This is a genomic window from Methanosarcina sp. UBA5, from assembly GCF_002505485.1.
In the GTDB taxonomy this organism is placed as follows: domain Archaea; phylum Halobacteriota; class Methanosarcinia; order Methanosarcinales; family Methanosarcinaceae; genus Methanosarcina.
The window spans coordinates 1-20,387 of record NZ_DAVG01000042.1 but is presented as its reverse complement, the minus strand read 5'-3'; the positions used below and the strand labels follow the sequence as shown (position 1 = coordinate 20,387).

Below are 20,387 nucleotides of genomic sequence, written 5' to 3'. Positions count from 1 at the left end.
AAATCGCAGATGAAGAAATGATTATGGGAATTCCAATCGAACTTCTGGCTGATGTAGCTGCTGGCCTCAAGGAAATTTGCCCGAAGTAAGGTCTGGAAAGTGTATCTTTCAGTTGTGTAGAGTTCCTCTGAAATAACGAACTCCACAACTTAAATAGGACTTAAGCAGTTTTAACTGAAAAATCAATATGCTTTAAATCTTAAACTATCAAAAAACATATAACTGCATTGTATATTGTACTTGATTTTGTACCTCAAGTACATAAGTCCTAAGTGATTTTTATGGGTACTACAAAACTTCACATTCTACCGTTTAGATATTTAATGAGTCTTGAAAAGCTGATCCGAGATACCGCTGGCAGTCAATTAGTAAAAAAATGGAGATCGATAAAGAAAGAAGAGATTGGTTCTATAGAGGATTCCATGCTTCCTGAAATTCTCACAATCCAGGCCGAAGCATTTAAAGATGGAAAACCGGAAATACTTGTTAAGTATGTTAAGAGATTCAGAAATATTTTTTATGTTATCAAAAGCAAAGATAAAATCGTTGGTTACTGCATATACTACTTGAAACCCGTAATTTCTCTCAAAGGCTTTGAGAAAAAGTCAGTAATATGTTCAGTTGCAATTGACAAAAATTTCAGAGGCCGTGGGTTTGCTGAGAGGTTATTAAGGAGCAGTATAGAAGAGATGAAGGTAAACGGAATATCGTCCATTCTCCTATATGTCAATATAAATAACCTTCCTGCGATACAATTATATGAAAAAATGGGTTTTCAAGAAACTAGGTCGATAAAAAATATATGTGGTCGAAAAGAGACATGTTATGAGATGGAACTGAAGCTTGTTTGAAGTATTTCCTTGTAGATTTATTTCTTTTTATTAGTACTTACGCGAATGAAATAAGAAACCAATAGCATTAAACCTCTAACTGTCTAATACACTACACAAGTCACAATGCCAAATGTGCTTGATTTTGTACTTCAACTGCGTAGGTACTATTGAGAATAATAGCTTTATATATTTTGCTTGTTTGTTTCATCATCTTGAAGCTGATAGATAGGTTTTCTACAAAGCCTATCTATCCTTCAAACAAAAATTACTTCACCCTCCGATTCTTTCATGAAATTTTGTTTTAATAATCCATGAAAGGGCTTATCAAAACAATGGTTTTGTAAACTTTCCTTCGCAGGAAAGCTGAATCCTAATTTTCCTGAAAGAACCCACTCAGACCCTGCAACTGCACCCTTTTTCTTTAAGGAGCCGAACCTGTTCTTCACAAGAATCTACAAACTCGTCCTGAACAGCTTTTCCTGTAGCAAGGGTAGGATCAAGAGGAGTATGATGTTTATATCCTCGCTCTGTCATTTCATGAACAAGAGTTTCATGCCTCAGGTAAAGAGCTTTGAGCTTTCCCCTCCAGCGCATGGTTTCTGGATGGTGAGAATAGGCTTTCTTGTTATTGGTGATTATAGACCAGAGAGCATGTAACTCACGATGTTCCCCTAGAAGATGCTGCCTGCACATTTTCTCGGGAGGTATGTCCCAGATTCTCATAAGATGAATTCCGAACGCATTTAAGAAAGGGTTTTCGGAGAGAGCTTACTTAACGCAAAAGTTAAGACCCATATTCTGTGTCTGATTCTTTATTCTTATACATATTTACATACTACCTGAGAAAACATAGTTCATGAGACAGGAAACATTCTGGTTTTCTGGAATTTTTTTACTGGCTGTTATATACTTTTTATCCGCTCCTGCGTTTGCCCACGTGCCAGTCTTCGGAGGGGAGGGGAAAAGTCCTGAAACGGCAATATGGATTGAAGACCCTTCGAAATCAAGGGTACTTTACGGACATCTTGCCTCAGGGGACCTCATGTATTACAGTTTTAAAATGGAGAAAGGGGAGAGAATTGTACTCGGGCTCACTGTTCCTGTTGAAGATGGAAAGAAGGGTTTTATCCCAAGCCTGATTCTTATCGGGCCGAAACTTGTGGATGAAGGAAAAGTACCCGAGAGATTGGAAGTACCCGATGGATACGGGGCAAATGTGCTTCTCTATAGTCTGCCTGAGAGCCCTGTATATGAAGGGTTTACCCCAAGCACCTTTTATTCGTTTGCTAAGCTAGATATCAAAGCTCCGGAAAGTGGAACATATTACGCTGTAGTAGATGCAATACAGGAAGCAGATTCGAGAGAAGGAGAAGATGCAATACAGGGAAAAGATTTACAGGAAAGAAAAATCCCTAGAAGAGGCAATTATGGAATAGTTATTGGGTACAGAGAAACTTTCACCTTGAAAGAATGGATATCCATACCCCTGAGCCAGATAAAGATTTACCGTTGGGAAGGGCAGGGATTGCTTTTAATCTTTACTCCGCTTGCGCTAACTCTTGCAGCCGGGCTTCTGGCAATTTTCTTAAAGAGAGAAGCTGTCGCCGGGTTCAGTCTTGCGTGCATCTCAGGAGTACTTGCAGGACTTTTCTTTATTGGCACAGGAATGTCATATGTATTCCAGATGCTGATCTCATTGAATAAAAGTTCATTTTCCTCAGAAGTTTTTATTACTTTCTTTCTAATTTTTGCCAGTTTAGGACTTGGAGTTGTTGCAATAGCCTTAAGCCTCAAAGATGAAAGTTACAGCACTGGATCCGCAAGGAAACTGATTTACTTCTCTGTTCTGGGTATAGCCGGACTCCTATTCTGGGCAGGATGGTTCATAGGGCCTCTTTTAGCGTTTGAAGCTGCAGCGTTGTCCTGGAAGCGCAAAAGATGAAGTTTAAAGCCGAAAATGCGGTTGTTATCGGGGTTAGCAGGGATGGTGTAGAATTTCACAAACAATTTATCGAGAAAAAGGAACTCAAAATAAAACTACTCTCAGACGAGCAGGCAAATGTTCACAGAATATATGACATCCTACATCCAAAGCACTTCAGAGGCAAAGAATTCATAAACGCGGTCAGGACAACCTTTCTCATAGATCCTGAAGGAGGAATAGCCAGGATATGGGACAATGTTAAATCCACTGGACACGCTGAAAGAGTGCTTTCTGAATTGAAGACTCTGAAAGAGAAGTGAAATAAGAATACATTATAAAAAATAAATATCCTGAAATTATATATGTAGAGACCTGTTAATTTTTATAAACCTAATATTTGGGTAGTGTATTAGTAGCTGGTTGATATTTTGTCTTTGAATGTTTTTGCTTAGTTTATCTGTTTTCTAAGCTTACCTGTTACAGAAAATTTAGTATACATAAGCAGAGCCTGAGAGCAGAATACGAATGGAAATGCTCTGGAAAATATCAACTGACTATTGATGGATCACCGATATTTGCTATAATCAAAAAGTGGTTAAAAAGTAAAGATAAAAGAAATAAAAATAAAACTTTTAAAATAAAATTTTTAAAAAAACAAAAATAGCCAATCTTAATTTTATATCCAGCTTTCTGAAAAAATTATAGCTGGTTAAAGTCCTTTCACAGTCTTTCACAGTATTACACCGGAAAAGAGCTATTTCAATCTTTTTTACTTAGTGATGTACCGGAGCCTCACGAGCATGATACGTATCAGCTCTTGTAGCGAAATAAATCGTATAAAGCGCTGCAAGCCCGACAATTATGTACACAATTCTCGAAAGTGTACTTCCTACCCCGAAGATAGCATCTACAAGGTTAAAGTCAAAGAGCCCTACAAGCCCCCAGTTTAATCCTCCTACTATAACAAGTATAAGTGCTATCAAGTCTACTGGATTTCTTACTGCCATAGATACCACTCCCTCTTTGCTTTATTTTTCCTGATTTTCATAACAAGAAAAAATATAAAAATACAATATTAAAATTAGATGTACTTGTATTTATATGTGACTAATATAAGAATTATAAATTTTTAGAGAAAAAAAGATAGAGAAGAATAAATCGATCTCATTCAAAGGCATGTCCTAAAGCCATGCCTCGAACTCATGTTAAATAAGATCCCTTCATGTAAACCTACTGGCGAGTTTTAGAGCCCACCAAAGAGACCACATATTAAATATATAGAGATCACATAAAAAATTAAGTTTATAAATACTTTCCCAGCTTTATAGTCAGAATTAGCTAGATATTCATTTTCATATAGTTCAACGTATAATCTGTAATCTATTGATTTTCGATTCCAGTTATCAATTAACACACAAAATGCCCCTACTAACATAATAAAAAAGCTAGACTCCGTCGTTAAATTAACAACAGCAGGATAGCTCTTTATTATTAAGAAAGCAAGTATAATGCCATCAAGACCTATGAAATATTTGTAAAAATTGTCCAAAGAAAAGTAATTTCGATTCATTATGGTACACCGTGTAAAATCCTTCAGTGGCATTAAAATATGAAGATAAATATTAATTTAATGCTTTAATGCGAATTATGCTCACCTGCTGATTGTCAGGTTTGAAAGCCAGGCAATCTAAAGAAACAGATCCTTTTAAACTATGCTTCTGGGAACAGGCGAAACACTTCAAGCATCTGGGAAAAAACTCAAATTTAAGCTTAAATAAGCTTACATATCGATAAATATCCCCGTAACTCATGCATCTGCTTTTCCAAAAGTTTCCCTTCCTGCCAATCTTGAGAAAAATATAGAAATATTTAAAACTCAAAAACCTGTCCGTCGTATCCAAGTGGCAAAAACATTGCTTCAATATCATGAGGACGAAACATATGACTGAGATGGATAAAAACTGTTTCTTTTGCGTTAAGCTGATCTGCAAGTGCCATAGCCTCTTCTGAATTCATGTGTTTTTTGAGATGGATATGGGGCGGAACTATAGCATCGGCAATAAGCAGGTTCGGATTCTCCATAAGCTCCAGGCTGGCTTTGGGAATTTCAGAGTTTGTATCTCCTGTTACCACTACTTTTTTCTCGCCTTCACGGATTATAACCCCTGTCGGAACCTCTACAGGAGGATGGTTAACCTTAAAAAGTGTAAACTGCAACCCGATTAGCTCGAAAGGCTCATAGAGCTTTACATAATGATACCTGGGTTTAAGGAAGGAAACATACTGGTCTATGTATTCAAGGTTTTCATGAACTCCATAGACGTCAACCTTGTTTTGAACCCTGTAGAATTCTCCGAATCCGGAGTAGTGATCATAGTGCCCATGCGTCCAGATCACTCCATCTACACAGGACAGGTTTTGCTTGAGAAATTGCTGTCTGAGATCCGGGCTGGTATCAATAAGAATTTTCCCTTTCTCAGACTCTACAAGGATAGAAAAACGAAGACGCTGGCTCTTTCCCCCTTTTCGGGCGTCTTTGCAGGCAGGGCAGTTACATCCGATTTTAGGAGTCCCGACAGCATCGCCGGTTCCCAGCAGTGTTAGTCTCATTTTACTTCTTCCTGTCGTATTCTTCGGATTTGAGGCCAGCCCTTTCATTAAAAGAGTCTACAGCTTCCAGCAGATCCTGCTGGTTAAGTATTTTACGTTCTTCGAGAAGAGCACTCAAGACAGCTTCCCTTATAACCACTCGCAGGTCTGAGCCTGAATAGCCTTCTGTCAATTCCGCAATTTTCCCTGTGTCATAACTCCCTTCGATATGCCGGGTTACAATATCCAGAATATCTTTACGCATCTCGAGATCAGGAAGAGGAAAATGGACAATCTCGTCAAAGCGCCTCCAGGCTGCGCTGTCAAGCATACGTGGGTGGTTGGTTGCGGCAATAAGAAGAACTCCATGATCCACAAGGCTGATTTCATCAATTGCCTTCAGGAGGGTATTTACTGCCCGCTTGATGGCAGCATTTTCATCAGACGTTCTTGCTTTTGCGACGAAATCGAGCTCATCTATGAAAAGAATGCAGGGATTCAGTTTTTTTGCAAGCAAAAAGACTCTGTCAATGTTCTTTGCAGTCTCACCAAGATACTGGTCTGTTATCATGGAGAGTTTGACCTCAACAAACGGGATTGAGAGCCGTTCTGAAAGTGCGCGGGCAACTGAAGTCTTCCCGGTTCCGGGAGGGCCGACAAACAGGAGTTTTCCGATATCATGCAGACCGATCTCCCGCAGGTATTCCCTGTGTTCGATGGCTTTCGTGATCTTTTCAACTTCGTTCTTCTGTTCCCCGGTGAGCACGAGGTCTTTGACTTTTTGCTTTACATCCTCAGGGGCAATAATGACCACGAGTTTCAGCATATCTTCGCCTTTGTCCTCTTTCCGGATCTCTGCTACCAGGGACTCTATCCATTCCCTGTCGACTTCCTTGGGCCTTATTTTTGCCTTTGCAAGTGCATAGTTTGCAGCCTCATCCTTCCTTATTTCTCCAAAGTAATAGGCCAGAACAGGGTTATTTTCAATCCGTTCCTGGGAGTCTTCCTGCTTTTCAAACCATTCCGCAGCAAGTTCGAAAGCGCTTAGACGAAGTTCAAAATGAGACTTGTCGGAATTTATGAAGGGGACGTTCCTTACGATTTTTTCGATATCCTTAAGCCCGTACAGTTTTTCAATTCTGATAAAAGTGGCTGTGATGGGTTTGGGAACTGTTTTTTCTGTGCTACTCCAGTAGTTTTTCCTAATGTTCTTTGGAAGATCATTTACATCCAGTTCTGGATAGCGGTTATAGATCTCTGCAGTTAGCAGTAGTTCTACGATATCTAATATAGTGCCTGACATGTTTTTACCTGTTGCGTGCTTGGACTAATCCACTATCAAGTGTTGGGCACTCAAATGCGGTAAGTTCTTAAATTCTTCTTTAATTTGTTAAACCTATTAATTGGTTTTCTTTGATGATAAAATTTACGAAGCAGCCGGCAGTAAAAGGAAAAGCCGACTGGAGATGATAACTTTATCTAGCAGAAGACGTTATCATCTACTCTATCTCTTTCGGGAATTTAAGCATATTTTCGGAAAAGCCTTTGTAGCCTCCGAAAAATGTTTCATTTTCAGAGAGTAATTGTGAATTCTGGAAATAACGAATTGTCTCCGTGAGATTTACTCGCGTCTTCGAGAGGATTCCATTTATATAGCTTATTTCTGGAATGTCACGGAATTATCAAAACTTCTGCATTATCAGAACTAGTATATTAAAACTATCATTCCTAAGATCTCTCTATCTAAGGAAATCCAGAATTATCCCTAGAGAGGACCATTGCATGACAAGAAAACAGCTCTATTCAGGGAAAGCAAAAACTATCTATGAGACTGATGATCCTGACACCCTTATTACCGAATTCCGAAATAGTCTAACTGCATTTAACGGAGAGAAGAAAGGGGAAATGGAAAAAAAAGGGTATTACAATGCCCAGATCTCAAAAAAAATTTTTGAGATGCTTGAAACCGAGGGAATAAAGACTCATTTTCTCGAAATGCTTTCTGATACCGATATGCTTGTGAAGAAAGTCGATATTATAAAAATTGAAGTCATTGTTAGGAATATTGCCGCAGGCTCAATTACAAAAAGATATCCCATTAAGGAAGGCACGATTTTCAAGTCCCCAGTACTTGTTTTTGACTTTAAGAATGACGAGTACGGGGATCCAATGCTGAATGACGATATTGCCCTTGCGCTTGGGCTAGCAACACAGGAAGAACTTGCCATACTCCGGGAACTCGCTCTGAGAATCAACGGACTGCTTGTGCCCTATCTGGACAAAAAAGGTATCATGCTTCCGGACTTCAAGCTGGAATTCGGAAGGAAGGACGGAGAGATCCTCCTTGCAGACGAGATTTCCTGCGATACCTGTCGGTTCTGGGACAAGAAAACCGGGCAATCCATGGATAAAGATGTCTTCAGATTTGATAAAGGCGACATTTCCGAGGCTTACGAAGAAGTTGCACGGCGTATAGTGCCCGAAATATTTGAATAAATGTGAAAAAAGGTCAGGAAACTTGAATAAGCCGGACAAAGGGCTTTAAAGTTTTCCTACCTGCCTATTTTTGTATTATATTTTTGGCTTATGTTTTAGTCAGCAGTTTATCCTTATTATGCTACTTCTGCTGTTACACGACTTCTGTTTTAACACTGACTATGCTTTTACACTGGCTATGTTAACATCATTATTTTTTAAAAAAGAAGTCCAGAGTAGTTTGAAAACGGAAGTCTGAGAGCATCTTTGCCTGCTGTATCCATTCGGATTTTGATGTGCTTATCCTGCCTGCAAGATCTGAAACTGCGGTTTCGAGAGAATCGAATTTCTTCGGGGGGTTCAGAAGAGCTTTCCTCATGCCCTCCCTGACGACCCAGACTCCGAGGGGAGCCCAGTAGTCCGGAGTTATTTCCCGGAGTACGAAGACCGAGGCCTGCCTTTTGATTTCTGTAAGATATTCAAGCACAGGCAGCCGTGCGGCATAATAACCTCCGGCCAGGGGAGAATAACTCTTTTTTCCATCATAGCTCTCACTGTCTTCCCCAATCCAGCTTGATTCTCCAGACCAGACTGCTTTTGGGAGCCAAATTTCTATAAGTTCGAAGGCATAAGCCCTTGGAAGGATTAGGACTTCAAAATGGTTCCCGAAATGGGTCCCGCTAAAAAGCTGGATCTCTGAGACCCAGGGAAAATCCTTAATGCGGTCTGCAAGTTCCTTTCCTGCCATATCATCCACGGCTGTAATTGACCAGCGTGTTGGCACGATTTTTCGTTCTTTTCCGAGCAGGCCAATTGAGAACAGGCGAGTAATATGTTCAGCCGGAATATCCCCTTTATAGAGTTCAAGCACCGCATCTTTTGCCAGGGCGTCAGTGTCGTAGACAAGGTAATCGACTTTTTTTGGAACATTCGGATTTTCTGCAAGCTCAAAGTTTTTCACAAGACCAGAAGGACCCATAGGCGTGAGTACAGCATCGAATTTAAGTTCCTGTTTTGGGGCTTTAAAAAACCAGGCTTCAGTATCCACCGGCTTTCTGGAGAGGGCAAGTTCCTGAGCCTTTATAAGGAGAGGGTTTTCTTTGCTGCGGGCATCCTTTACATGGAAGTTTGTGTTTGCCCTGACCATACGGGAACGCATGGAGATAATGTCTTCAATCTGCATGCTTGCCCAGGATGAGGGATCTTCAAAAAGCGAGGCTTCGCTCTCTTTTGCCAGAGGGGGGATGAGCGGGCCTGCCGAAACCCTGGGGTAACCATAACTTCCAACAAAAATCGCAGGAGGAGATGCTCCAAAAACCGAGTCTCCCGAGATTACAGGAGCAATCGACTGTAAAGACTTAAATTTTTCAAGGATTGGGCAACGAGGACGCCCACAAAGTCCTTTTCCTTTACATTTAATACACAGCGTTCCACTCACTTTAAATCCGTATCCTCGCAGATGATACAGGCTTTAGCTTCAGGAGCATTCCTGTATAGCCAGCCGGATTTTTGAACAAAACTGCAAATGCCACACATACCTTTTGCCTTTTCCTGAGAGGATAAACCTTGATTTAAAAGCACTGATGCAAACTTTCGAATTTCATTCTGAGTCTCCTCGGAAAAACCAACTTCAGCCCCGCGTTTTTCACTTACATACTGGGATACCGCAGCCCTTGAAAGCTCCAGAATGTCCGCTACATCCTGCTGCGTGCACCCATGCTCAAAAATCATTGTTCTGGAAAGTTCTGCCCGAATTGCAGGCAAGACTTTCTGTACCATAATTTCACATGTTGTTTTCATGGGAGACCAACACCGCATAAATCAGGTAAATTTACGAGAGATTTTCTTAACAATTTATATCCATCTACCTTAACAGTTAGTATATTTCGTATACTTTTGTTTTTTGAGTAGAGAATATATCCCTCAATTTACCTAAAATGCATGCTATTGAAATGCCGACAAAAATATAGTAATTCCAGACCTGAAAATGTTATTGCTACTTTTCAGACCCGGTTTATCCCTGAGGCTCTTCAGGGTTTAATTTTTAATCTGTTCAGCAGAGAAACCCTTTTCCATGAGGACTTCTTTCATGCGGGTCAGGTGATTACCCTGAAGTTCCACAGTATTTCCTTTTACCGTACCGCCGCATGCAAACTTTGATTTAAGATAAGTGGACAGTTCGTGAAGATCTATTTCACTTGCGTCGAAACCTTCTACAACGGTAACTTCTTTGCCGTATCTTCTTCGGTTAACTTTTACAGTAATTCTCTGTTGCTCTTTTGCAACTTCTTCGCAAATGCAAAGTTCTTTTGGAAGCCCACATACTGGGCACATTCCGCTGCTCATTTGTTGGTATATCCTCCGAATTTGTAATCATTGTATATGTAATTTACATCTAAAAATAACTAAATAGATATAAAGTACTTATCAATGAAGGTATTAAAGCCTAATGGTATTTTTCAGGCACTTTATATTGAATTTCAGTTAAGAACCGAAATTTTCAACAATATAAAAAGCCAGCCAGAGCTCTATTATTTTTCAATTTTTTATATATTAATATGTTGATTTATAATGTTTGTTGGTAAAGTAAATTTGATAATATGATTGCTGGTAAATAATACAGATTGGTACCAGACTGCAAGCAAAAAAGCTGGATATCTAAAGAGATTTAAGATATTGACACTTTGGAAAAGGATCTAAGCCGAAAAGCTGAAAAACCGAGAAAGCTAAAAAAGCTTAAAATCCCTGATTTTGCCGGAAAGAGCTTCTCTTACCCAGCAACAAGTTAGATATATCTTGAATTCCATCTCTTTTTATAACTAGCTATCACATATATATGTACATCTATTATATAAATATAGTAGTATAAAATTATTAGGTACACTAATATACACTAATAAATCGGGGGCACCTGATGAACGAATTGAACGACTTAATAGGTTTTGTAAACGGAAACAATATAAGGCAAAAAGTGCTCTCCTTACTTTCCTCAAAAGGAGAAATGGAAGGGAAAAGGGTGTCAAAAACCCTGAGAGTTGCACACCCTACCATCGAAAAAACTCTCGAAGAACTTGAACAGAAGGAATTAATTACAAAAAAGGAAGAGATGTACTCCCTTACCGAATCTGGAGTAAAAGTGGAAAAAATGATCCAGCAAATATAACCTCAAACATACTTCTTTATTCATTTTATTTTAAATCCCTTTTTATCCATAGCTCTTTCCAGAACTGATGTTATTCTCAATCAGTGTAAATTCCAAGACTATTTTTCAGAAAGAAAACTCGATTGACTGCTCATAATACGCAACTTAAAAAAGTAATCTTAAATCCGGTATCAATGCTCCTTAGTATCAATGCTCCTTACCTTCTTTTCATCCAGTTTGATATTTTGCGAAAAACGCGAGAATAGAAAGCTTACTATAGACTTAATAATCACGGAAGTCCAGAAAGACCAAAAAAATTCTATTCGATAACTCATCCTTCTTGGCTCAGCTCAGTATTGTCATTGTAGTTGACCTGCAACCGTTGCGCCGGTTGATCACGCCGACCAGATCGTTTTCGATCAAACCTTTTTCCAAAAGGTTTGCGCTCAAGCCTTATTTAAAAAGGCTTGGGTTAGAAATATTTATTTAATCCTTATCCCTTTATGTCGGCATAAACTGTTAACGCTAATACTGAAAATCTTGAATTTAAGGGAATAATCAATAATCTATTAAGAAAAAACAAAGCTTCGGTATCCAAAAAAGGACTAAGCATCAGAGGCAAGGCAATGTTACCTGAAGAAGACCTTAAGATCATTAAAAAAGAACTCGGGCGAGAGCCCACCCTGGTAGAACAGGGCTGCTTTTTAAACTTATGGAGCGAACACTGTTCCTACCGCTCAAGCGCTCCTCTCCTGAAAACTTTTACCAGCACTGGGGAAAACGTAATTATCGGCCCCGGAGACGATGCTGCGATTATAAAATTCGAAGATGGCTATGTACTTGCCATAGGTATGGAAAGCCATAATCACCCTTCATATGTCGACCCCTACAACGGAGCTGCTACCGGAATAGGAGGCATCGTTAGGGATATAATCTCCATGGGAGCCCGTCCGATAGCCCTTATGGACCCACTCTATTTTGGGCCTCTGGACACTCCAAAAAACATGTTCCTCTTTGAGCAAATAATTAAGGGAATCGCAGGGTATGGAAACTGCATAGGAGTGCCTGTGGTCAATGGTGAGACTTTCTTTGACAAAAAGTACAGCGGGAATCCTCTTGTAAATGTGGTTGCAGTAGGGCTCTGCCGGGAAGAAGATATTATAACTGCCCGTTCCCAGAAAGCCGGGAATAAGCTTGTGCTCGCAGGCTCCAGCACAGGAAGAGATGGACTTGGAGGGGCTTCCTTTGCCTCCAGGGATCTTTCCGAATCAGCCGAAGCCGAAGACCGCCCAAGCGTCCAGGTGGGAGACCCATATACTGAAAAGCTTGTAATTGAAATGACGCTGGAAGCCATGGAGAAGGGTTATATAAAATCCTGCAAAGACCTTGGAGCCGCGGGGCTTGGAGGAGCAAGCTCGGAACTGGCTGCAAAAGGAGGACTTGGAGCCCATATTATTGCAGATGCAGTAACCCAGCGTGAACCCAATATGAATGCCTATGAAATCCTGCTTGCAGAATCTCAGGAACGTATGGTCTTTGAAGTCGCTCCTGAAGACGTTGATGCCGTACTTGCTCTGGTAGCAAAATACGACCTTAATGGAGCTGTAGTGGGGTACTTAACAGAAAAGAAAAATTATACGGTTGAATTCAAAGGGGAGATCGTTGTGGATATTCCAATAGATTTCCTGACAGGTGGAGCTCCGACCTGCGAGAAATCCTCAGTAGCTCCGATTCCCCAGGTTGAAGAAGGTAAAGCTCCCGAAACTCCGGAAGACCTGAAGGCAGCCTTCGTGAAAGTCCTCTCTTCCTACAATATCGCCTCAAAAGAATGGATCTACAGGCAATACGATCATGAAGTCCAGTTGAGAACAATTATCAAACCCGGAGAAGACGCAGGTGTGCTCAAGATTACCGATAAAAATGGAGTGGTACTTTCCTGTGGCTGCCAGCCAAGAGCTACCCTTCTTGACCCCTACAACGGAGGAAAGACCGCAGTAATTGAAAACGTTATGAACCTTGCAGTAAAAGGGGCCGATGGGCTCGCCATTGTAAACTGCCTGAACTTTGGAAACCCAGATCGCCCGGAAATTTACTGGCAATTCAAAAACTCCGTACTTGGGCTTGGAGATGAAGCAAGAGAACTTTCAATTCCGGTCGTGGGAGGAAATGTATCCCTGTATAACGAAAGTGATGAATTCAGGACTGCAATTCCCCCAACCCCTTCGATTGGAATAATAGGGAAAGTCAACCTTGAGACTCCTCTACCTTCAAGCTTCTTTGCAAAATCCGGAGACACCGTTATCCTGGTAGGAGAAACAACTGCGGACATGGGAGCTTCCGAATACTATGCCTGTTTCGAGGCCCAGAATGCCGGAAAAGTTCCTCCTGTCCCGAAAAATGCTCCAGAGATAATAAAAGCTGTAACTGAAGCTGCAAGGAGTGGAAAACTCCATTCTGCACATGACCTTTCCCTTGGAGGAATTGCTGCAGGGCTTGCAAGAATGTGCAGGAATTCCGGCGCAAAGATAGACCTGAGTGAAGTTTCAGAATTAAAAGCCGAAGAGTTGTTATTTTCAGAAGCTTCAGCAAGAGCTCTACTTGCTACAGACGAACCCGAGGCTGTACTCGAAATCCTCAAAAATGTGCCTCATAAGATAATCGGCAAGGTCGAAGGCAATTCCCTTGAGGTTAAAGGAAAAGATTTCGAGATTTCACTCTCTTTAAAAGAAATCTCCAATGCATACAGCAGCCTTACAAGATTTATGATGAGATAAGATCCCCGAGTCCCGTCTCGGGAGGACGGTGCCCTTTTCGCTTCGCTCAAGAGGGCTGAGAAATATTGTAAATAAGTTTTACTCAAGTGGGATAACTTACAAGGCTACGGTTTTTCCTCCCATGCCTTGTTTTTGGAAGCACGAGATTTCTGCTTCCCTTATATCTTTTAAGTTGATTTTTTAATCTAAGCTACTTGTTAATCCTTGAATTCGTCCCCGACCTCTATAAATTTTACATATTTTCTAATCCAGGGTAGATCAGAGGTTTTAAGTTTCTTCATATAGGGATTGAAAACTACAAACTTTCTAAGGGTATAACAAAAAATAAAAAAATGTTTAATCAAGTCGAATTTATTTGAATAACATGATTGAAGATCTAAGACCGAATCCAGCAGAGATAGAATTTTTGACTTTAGCTTATAATCGTTTTTATAATATTTTTGAAGAGGTAATGGACGATTCTTTTTTCGAAAAAGATGAGTGGAATAGGTTTTCTAAGATTAAAGAAGGATTTGCAATTTATTCGGAGTTACTTAACTATGAACCAATTGGTTGGGCTATAGAACAAATGAGAAAAACAAGACCTCCTAATGAAGCAGAAATTGGAAGTGATCTATTCAAAACTATTAGAAATATAATTATTCATTTTCCTTTTTTTGAAAGCTGGGATGAAGTTTGGTTTAGTAAGAGAATAATTAATTGGAATAAAGAAGGTAAGTCAATTGATAGATTTCTCAAGAAATGTCGAGGAAAAGAAACTGTAAAGTACCGAATATGGGAAGAACAAAAGAAAAAAATGACTTATTTAAGCGTTAATTTTCCTCAAAAGTATGAAGACGAGTCAAAGATATATCTCAAAAATATTCTGTCGGAAAAAGAAGGCGTTAAATTCTCTTTTATATTGATGAAAAATATTATTGATACTCAAATCCTAAACTAACGATAAAACTATCTCTATACTCAAAATCGCTACTTAGAATGTCGAATTAATAATAATCATAGCATTTCCAATCACGGGAAATATTTCTGAAACTCTTCTCAATTTGAGGCTAAAATTATTTTGGGATGGACCCCGTAGTTAACCAAAACAATAGTTTTTAGTAGGTTTCCGCACTAGATTATTGTGTTATGAAAGCTGTATGCATCTGTATGGGAGTGCATCTGCCTTACAGTCCCAAGTGGTACTGGCCTGTAGAAGGGTTTTTCGGGGTGCCTGAAATGGACCGGTATTTTGACCGGAATAATATTTTTTCAAAATTTTTAAAAACAAGCCGGCAGTTTTTACGCCTTAATGATCTGATTATGGAGTCCATAGAAAGAGGAGGAAAATATTCCTTTGATCTATCCGGGCCGTTCCTTGGACAGTGTCGATGGGACCCCGAACTTCTCGAATCATTCCGCGAACTTGGGGAAAATGGGAGCGTGGAATTTACAGGAAGCTGCAATTATTACTCCCTGAGTTCGTTGTATCCCGATCTTTCCTGGTTTAAGGAAGAAGTGCTAATGTACAGGGAAATGCTTCGGGAATTACTGGATACCAACCCCGAAACTTTCGTGAACACAGAGCTTCTGTACACTGAAAGAGTAGAGAAGATTCTTACTGATCTTGGTTTTAACTGTCTTATAACCGAAGGATCCAGGAATCTCATGAATGGATATGACCCTGTACATGTCTTTGAGAACCATCTTCCGACTTTGTTGAGGCACATAAACCTGAGCGAAGATCTAGAACTGCGTTTTTCGGAAAAAGAATGGCAAGGATATCCTCTTATTCCAGAAAAGTTCGCGGACTGGATTGCCAGCATGGAAGGTGACATCCTGACTCTTTATTTTAATTACACAAGCCTCTGCTTTCACTACAGAAATAAAAGTATGATAGACGATTTTATCCGGAAGTTTCCAGAAGTCCTAAAAGCCAGGGGCATTGAGATGCTCACACCGTCTGAAGCTGTGAAAAGATTTGAGCCTGTAAAACTTCCTACCCTGGGAACCGAGCAGACAATCCGCTACGGGATGCATAATGCATTAGGAAACCATGCTCAGCAGCTTTACCTGCGAGAACTGGTAAGAATTGGAGAGGAACTCTCAGGGCTTAAAGAAAGTAAAAATTATCGAGAATTAAAACAGATATTCGGTTATCTTCAACAAAGTGAAATCTTTTTTTCCATGAGCTCTGAGAATATCAGGGAAGGATATGAAAAAGCTGTGAATTATTTTTCCATCCTGTCCGATTTCAGGAGAGCTGTGCTGGAGGAGGGAACATGACCTCGGTTTGCATGTATTTCCAGGCACATCAACCGTTCAGATTGCGCAGGTTCTGGCCTGACGACCGATCAGGCTTTTTCCGCTATTTTGACGAGAGGAGCAACAGGGAGATCTTTGAAAGAGTAGCCCGGAAATGTTATATTCCTACAAACAGGCTCCTCCTGGACGCTCTTGACGAACATAAAGGAGAATTCAGATTTTCTCTTTCGATTACCGGAACCCTGCTCGAACAATGCGAACTCTGGGAAAAAGATGTCCTCGAAGGTTTCCGGCAGATGGCGAAAACCGGAGCAGTGGAATTTCTGGACGAAACCTTTTATCATTCCCTCTCAAGCCTTTTTGAAGACAAAACCGAATTTGTTGAGGAAATAAAAGAACACAGAGAACTTATGTTTGACCTTCTGGGAGTTAAACCTCAGGTGTTCAGGAATACCGAACTGCTTTATAATAACACGATAGCAAAGCTTGTTTCGGATCTAGGGTACAGGGCGATCCTTACCGAAGGTGCGGATCATATGCTTGATGGAAGGTCTCCCAACGTGCTTTACAGGGCAAAAGGTTCGGGGCTTCCCATAATCTTCAGAAATTACAAATTAAGTGACGATATAGGATACAGGTTTTCAGCAAGGTGGTGGGAAGGGTACCCTCTGACTGCAGAAAAGTGGGCTTCATGGGCTTCAGGAATTAATGAAGATTGTATTAATATTTTCATGGACTATGAGACCTTCGGAGAGCATCAGTGGGAAGAAACCGGGATATTTTCCTTCCTGAAAGAACTTCCCGAGGAAGTGCTCAAGACTCACCTGGACTTCAGCACCCCTAGTGAGCTTGTCGAAAAATACTCATCTGTAGCCGAGATCGATGTTGGGGACTTTTCCACAATTTCCTGGGCGGATATGGAACGTGATACAAGTGCATGGCTTGGAAACGATATGCAAAGGCGCTGCTTTGAAGAAATAAAACTGCTTGAGCCCTTTGTAAGGAAGACAGGAGACCCTGAAATCCTGCGTATATGGAAGCATCTGCTGACTTCGGACCATTACTACTATATGTGTACCAAATGGCTCGGAGATGGGGATGTACATTCATACTTCAGCGTTCACTCTACACCTTTTGATGCAGCGGTTAATTTCATGGCTGTACTTATGGATTTCAAAGCACAGGTATTCAGAAAACTTAACGCAATAGCTTAAACTAAAGAACACATACTAACTCATGGGAGTCAGGTCACATGGTAAGAGACTTATTCATGTTTGCAGGCTTCAATGAAAGCTCGCAGATTGTATGGTTTAAGATAATCTACTCGAAAGAACCCGGATCTCTGTCTTTAATAACTGACTTTCTCGAAAAAGAGAATGCGTTCATTATGTTTGGTCATCTGGATAATATTACACAGAAAACCGGAGAATACTCAGTATTTACCGAGCTTAACAAAGATGTTGATCCAGAGAATTTCGCCCGAAAAATAAAGGAACTTGAGGTTGTAAGTGAGGTAGAATACGGGATTTCGGAGTATGGGATGGTTTATTCCGTGGACTTCCCTCTAAATGTTATAGGAGTCAGGGGAGTCATGGCAAGGGCGCTTACCATTGTTGATATCATTAAAACCCTTAACCAGAGTGCCCCCCATGCCGAAGGACTTCTCACTCTTTCAGGACTTAAGGGTGGGACTCACGCAGCAAAGTATTTCAAGAGTATTCTGGACCTTAATGACAGTAATTTTGCAAGCGTGCTTGCAGAACTCTATAGAGGTGTGGGTTGGGGAATTCTGGAAATAGAATGTGATCCCAGAACTTATGAAGGAAAAATCACTGTGAAAGACTCATTTATAGCTGACGTCTACGGAGGGTCGGACCAGCCAGTTTGTGCCTTTATGAGCGGTTATTTTGCAGGTTACCTGACCGAATATTTCGGGAAAAATATAAGTGTGAGGGAGGTAAGCTGTAAAGCTACAGGAAAGCAGGTCTGCGAACACATAATCTCGCCGGCGCCGTCGGGCGGTACAAGCCAGGAATATCAGCTGAGAGGGGAGACGCGGTGATAAAACAACCCAATGTTATTCTCGGAAATGACGAGCTGCTTGTAACAATGGGAAAAAAGGGGGAAATCATAGGTTTTTTTTATCCCCGGCGAGACCATGCTCAGCACGTCGAGGAATCCGTCGCCTGTATCCATACAGGAGAAAGGCTTCTCTGGACCAATGATAACGAGTGGCACGGCATCCAGAACTACATAGAGGACACAAATATCGTGTCAACAAAACTTTATCATGATTCGGGAATCCGGATTTCCATTCTTGACCTTGTGCACCCTGACGTGCCTGTCCTTATCCGCAGGTTTAAAGTCCAGTCCCAGAAAAAGCTTTCAGGAAAATTTTTTTATTACTCAAATTTTAACGTAGGGGAAACCTCCAAGAAGAACTCCGGGTTTTGCGATACCGACACTCATTTACTCGTACAGTACTGGCAAAATTATCATATAGGGATATACTCCCAGCCAGAGTTTACTGAGTGGCAAATTGGAAAGGCGATGGATACTATATGGTGGACGAATGCCAAATATGATATGGAAGATGGAAAACTCCAGGGGAACAAAGAAGACATCGGAAATATTAATAACGCGGCTGGCTGGGATCTCGAACTTGAGGCTGACGGAGCAAACGAGTTTGTTATCCTTATAGGCGCTGCTTCTTCCCGACGCCTCCTATATAAGAGAATGCAGGAGCTCTCAAAACTGCCTTTAGAATATATTTTTGAGAAGACGCGAGAACACTGGGTTATGTGGCTTTCCAGAAAGCAGGTGATCAAAATCCCAGGGCTCGAAGAATACAATAACCTACGGCAGGAATTGTTCAACGCTTACAACCGGGCTCTTCTCATGCTTTACCTCCTTAATGACCGCGAATATGGGTCTTTTGTAGCTGCTCCTGAGTTTGACTCAAACTTTGAGAAATGCGGAGGATATGGATTCTGCTGGAATAGAGATGCTGCAGAAATTGTGCTCGCATTAAAGCACTCAGGCTATCCAGACTACTGTGATATCTTTTTCAAATGGTGCATCCAGACTCAGCTTTCCGATGGTTCCTGGTTTCAACGCTACTGGCTAAATGGAGATATAGCTCCCTCGTGGGGCAACTTTGACTACTCGACTCAGATCGACGAAACCGGATCCACGCTCTATGCTATGGATGTTTATTATAGGATTCTCGAAGGTCTGAAAAAAGCTGAATTTCTTGAAGAGGTCTGGGTCTCCATACTCAGGGCTGCCGAATACCTGATGAAACGGACCAAGTCAGGAATTCACGAAAGCTGTATGGATCTATGGGAGACTTACTACGGAATTTTCACATATACAAATGCTTCAATCTATGCCGGACTCATGGGTGCTTCCCACCTGGCTGAAGAAAATGGGGAAGCTGGCATGGCAAGGCGCTGGAAAAAGAGGGCGGAGTTCGTCAAACAGGCTACGATTGACCGTTTCTGGCTTCAGGAAGGTTACTTTGCAAAAGGAGTAATTAACGAGAAGCTGGACAAAACCATTGACGCAAGTATTCTCGGCACCTATGTTCCTTTTGGAATGCTCTCTCCAAAAGACCCAATCGAGAGAGATATGATCCACTTCATGATAGAGAATATTCAGAAAAAGCTCTCAGTACCCATAAATCTCGGTTACGGCATCAAAAGGTATGAAAACGACAGTTACATTAACGGAAACCCGTGGGTAGTAACCACTCTCTGGCTTTCGGAAGCAATGTTTACCCTTGCCCTTGAACTCCCCGATGAAAAAACAGTATTTGCCTCCACGCCCGAGACTCCCCCTGGGAAAGAAGAAAACTTTGATGAAAACGTGAAAAGCCTGACCATTGAAGGAATTAAATGCCTCAAGTGGGCTCTTGCAGGAGCAACCAGTACAGGACTTCTCCCGGAGCAGGTGGATAAGTCTACAGGCAGCCCTGCATGGGCAATCCCCCTCGGATGGAGCGGATCTCTGATACTTAATAACATTCTGCTTCTGGACAAAATCTGCAGGAGAAAAGCCGGAAATACAAAAGAAAGTTAAGGGATTCCTAGAGGTAGAGAATCTGATAAGCAGAAGAGAAAGATTGAAAGGTATAAAAAGAGCAGGAGCATAGGAGACTGTTGAAAAACCTGACACGTTAGTGGGAGTACTAGGGGTTTCTGAAACGAACGTAGTAAAAAAGCTTAACTATTTTTTAACACTGGTCTTACCATGCAGACCTATTCTAACCGGCTTTCGTTCAGTTATGAAACTCGTCAATATCCAAAACTGGTTAATCAGGAAAACTTCATAAAAAACTCCCCCACTCTTCTTCAGCCCTTACCTTTTTTTTTCAATTTAAGGGTTTAGAGCCTATCCGAAAAGTG

Annotated in this window: 18 protein-coding genes; 11 read left to right on the top strand and 7 right to left on the bottom strand. The window is 40.9% G+C overall.

Going from position 1 to position 20,387, the window contains the following annotated elements; translation table 11 throughout:
• The first annotated feature begins 323 nt into the window (after window positions 1–323).
• Window positions 324–851: a GNAT family N-acetyltransferase gene (locus tag BP621_RS04135; RefSeq protein WP_292388110.1), complete on the top strand. Its 528-nt coding sequence runs from the start codon at window positions 324–326 to the stop codon at window positions 849–851.
• 375 nt (window positions 852–1,226) lie between these two features.
• Here BP621_RS04135 and BP621_RS04130 read toward each other — a convergent pair whose 3' ends face one another.
• Entirely contained in the window at window positions 1,227–1,556 is a 330-nt protein-coding gene (locus BP621_RS04130; RefSeq protein ID WP_292388109.1) for a pyrimidine dimer DNA glycosylase/endonuclease V, read from the bottom strand.
• 133 nt (window positions 1,557–1,689) lie between these two features.
• Between BP621_RS04130 and BP621_RS04125 the strand changes: the two genes are divergently transcribed.
• Together BP621_RS04125 and BP621_RS04120 are read left to right on the top strand one after the other, a co-directional pair.
• Complete coding sequence (locus tag BP621_RS04125) at window positions 1,690–2,775, top strand: hypothetical protein (protein ID WP_292388108.1); 1,086 nt, start codon at window positions 1,690–1,692, stop codon at window positions 2,773–2,775.
• A complete protein-coding gene (locus BP621_RS04120; RefSeq protein ID WP_292388107.1) occupies window positions 2,772–3,077 on the top strand; it encodes a peroxiredoxin in 306 nt (101 codons plus the stop codon). Before BP621_RS04125 ends, BP621_RS04120 begins: the two co-directional genes overlap by 4 nt.
• 453 nt (window positions 3,078–3,530) lie before the next feature.
• Here BP621_RS04120 and BP621_RS04115 read toward each other — a convergent pair whose 3' ends face one another.
• From BP621_RS04115 to BP621_RS04105, 3 genes are all read right to left on the bottom strand, one after another.
• Window positions 3,531–3,764 (bottom strand): DUF378 domain-containing protein, encoded by a 234-nt coding sequence (locus BP621_RS04115; RefSeq protein ID WP_292388106.1) that lies wholly within the window; start codon window positions 3,762–3,764, stop codon window positions 3,531–3,533.
• Between the two features lie 862 nt (window positions 3,765–4,626).
• On the bottom strand, window positions 4,627–5,367 hold the full coding sequence (locus BP621_RS04110; RefSeq protein ID WP_292388105.1) for an MBL fold metallo-hydrolase: 741 nt from the start codon (window positions 5,365–5,367) through the stop codon (window positions 4,627–4,629).
• 1 nt (window position 5,368) lies between these two features.
• Window positions 5,369–6,649 carry an ATP-binding protein gene (locus tag BP621_RS04105; RefSeq protein ID WP_292388104.1) on the bottom strand — a complete coding sequence of 427 codons (1,281 nt, stop codon included), beginning with the start codon at window positions 6,647–6,649 and terminating at the stop codon, window positions 5,369–5,371.
• 479 nt (window positions 6,650–7,128) lie between these two features.
• Between BP621_RS04105 and purC the strand changes: the two genes are divergently transcribed.
• Complete coding sequence (gene purC, locus BP621_RS04100; RefSeq protein WP_292388103.1) at window positions 7,129–7,842, top strand: phosphoribosylaminoimidazolesuccinocarboxamide synthase; 714 nt, start codon at window positions 7,129–7,131, stop codon at window positions 7,840–7,842.
• Window positions 7,843–8,032: 190 nt separating this feature from the next.
• On the opposite strand, the gene BP621_RS04095 is transcribed toward purC, so the two are convergent.
• From BP621_RS04095 to yciH, 3 genes are all read right to left on the bottom strand, one after another.
• On the bottom strand, window positions 8,033–9,259 hold the full coding sequence (locus BP621_RS04095) for an Nre family DNA repair protein (RefSeq protein WP_292388101.1): 1,227 nt from the start codon (window positions 9,257–9,259) through the stop codon (window positions 8,033–8,035).
• Window positions 9,256–9,621 (bottom strand): transcriptional regulator, encoded by a 366-nt coding sequence (locus BP621_RS04090; protein WP_292388100.1) that lies wholly within the window; start codon window positions 9,619–9,621, stop codon window positions 9,256–9,258. Before BP621_RS04090 ends, BP621_RS04095 begins: the two co-directional genes overlap by 4 nt.
• Before the next feature lie 237 nt (window positions 9,622–9,858).
• Complete coding sequence (yciH, locus tag BP621_RS04085) at window positions 9,859–10,167, bottom strand: stress response translation initiation inhibitor YciH (RefSeq protein WP_011032808.1); 309 nt, start codon at window positions 10,165–10,167, stop codon at window positions 9,859–9,861.
• A gap of 568 nt (window positions 10,168–10,735) precedes the next feature.
• Here yciH and BP621_RS04080 point away from each other — a divergent pair.
• The 7 genes from BP621_RS04080 (at window position 10,736) to BP621_RS04050 (ending at window position 20,061) form a co-directional block, all read left to right on the top strand.
• Window positions 10,736–10,984 (top strand): winged helix-turn-helix domain-containing protein, encoded by a 249-nt coding sequence (locus BP621_RS04080; protein WP_292388099.1) that lies wholly within the window; start codon window positions 10,736–10,738, stop codon window positions 10,982–10,984.
• 605 nt (window positions 10,985–11,589) lie between these two features.
• Window positions 11,590–13,737: a phosphoribosylformylglycinamidine synthase subunit PurL gene (purL, locus tag BP621_RS04075; RefSeq protein ID WP_292388098.1), complete on the top strand. Its 2,148-nt coding sequence runs from the start codon at window positions 11,590–11,592 to the stop codon at window positions 13,735–13,737.
• Between the two features lie 364 nt (window positions 13,738–14,101).
• A complete protein-coding gene (locus BP621_RS04070; protein WP_292388097.1) occupies window positions 14,102–14,677 on the top strand; it encodes a hypothetical protein in 576 nt (191 codons plus the stop codon).
• Between the two features lie 188 nt (window positions 14,678–14,865).
• Window positions 14,866–16,002 carry a glycoside hydrolase family 57 protein gene (locus tag BP621_RS04065; RefSeq protein WP_292388096.1) on the top strand — a complete coding sequence of 379 codons (1,137 nt, stop codon included), beginning with the start codon at window positions 14,866–14,868 and terminating at the stop codon, window positions 16,000–16,002.
• Window positions 15,999–17,195 carry a glycoside hydrolase family 57 protein gene (locus BP621_RS04060; RefSeq protein ID WP_292388095.1) on the top strand — a complete coding sequence of 399 codons (1,197 nt, stop codon included), beginning with the start codon at window positions 15,999–16,001 and terminating at the stop codon, window positions 17,193–17,195. Before BP621_RS04065 ends, BP621_RS04060 begins: the two co-directional genes overlap by 4 nt.
• A 38-nt stretch (window positions 17,196–17,233) precedes the next feature.
• Window positions 17,234–18,043 carry a V4R domain-containing protein gene (locus tag BP621_RS04055; protein WP_292388094.1) on the top strand — a complete coding sequence of 270 codons (810 nt, stop codon included), beginning with the start codon at window positions 17,234–17,236 and terminating at the stop codon, window positions 18,041–18,043.
• A complete protein-coding gene (locus BP621_RS04050) occupies window positions 18,040–20,061 on the top strand; it encodes a glycoside hydrolase family 15 protein (protein WP_292388093.1) in 2,022 nt (673 codons plus the stop codon). The genes BP621_RS04055 and BP621_RS04050 overlap by 4 nt, the downstream gene beginning before the upstream one ends.
• The last annotated feature ends 326 nt before the right edge of the window (window positions 20,062–20,387 follow it).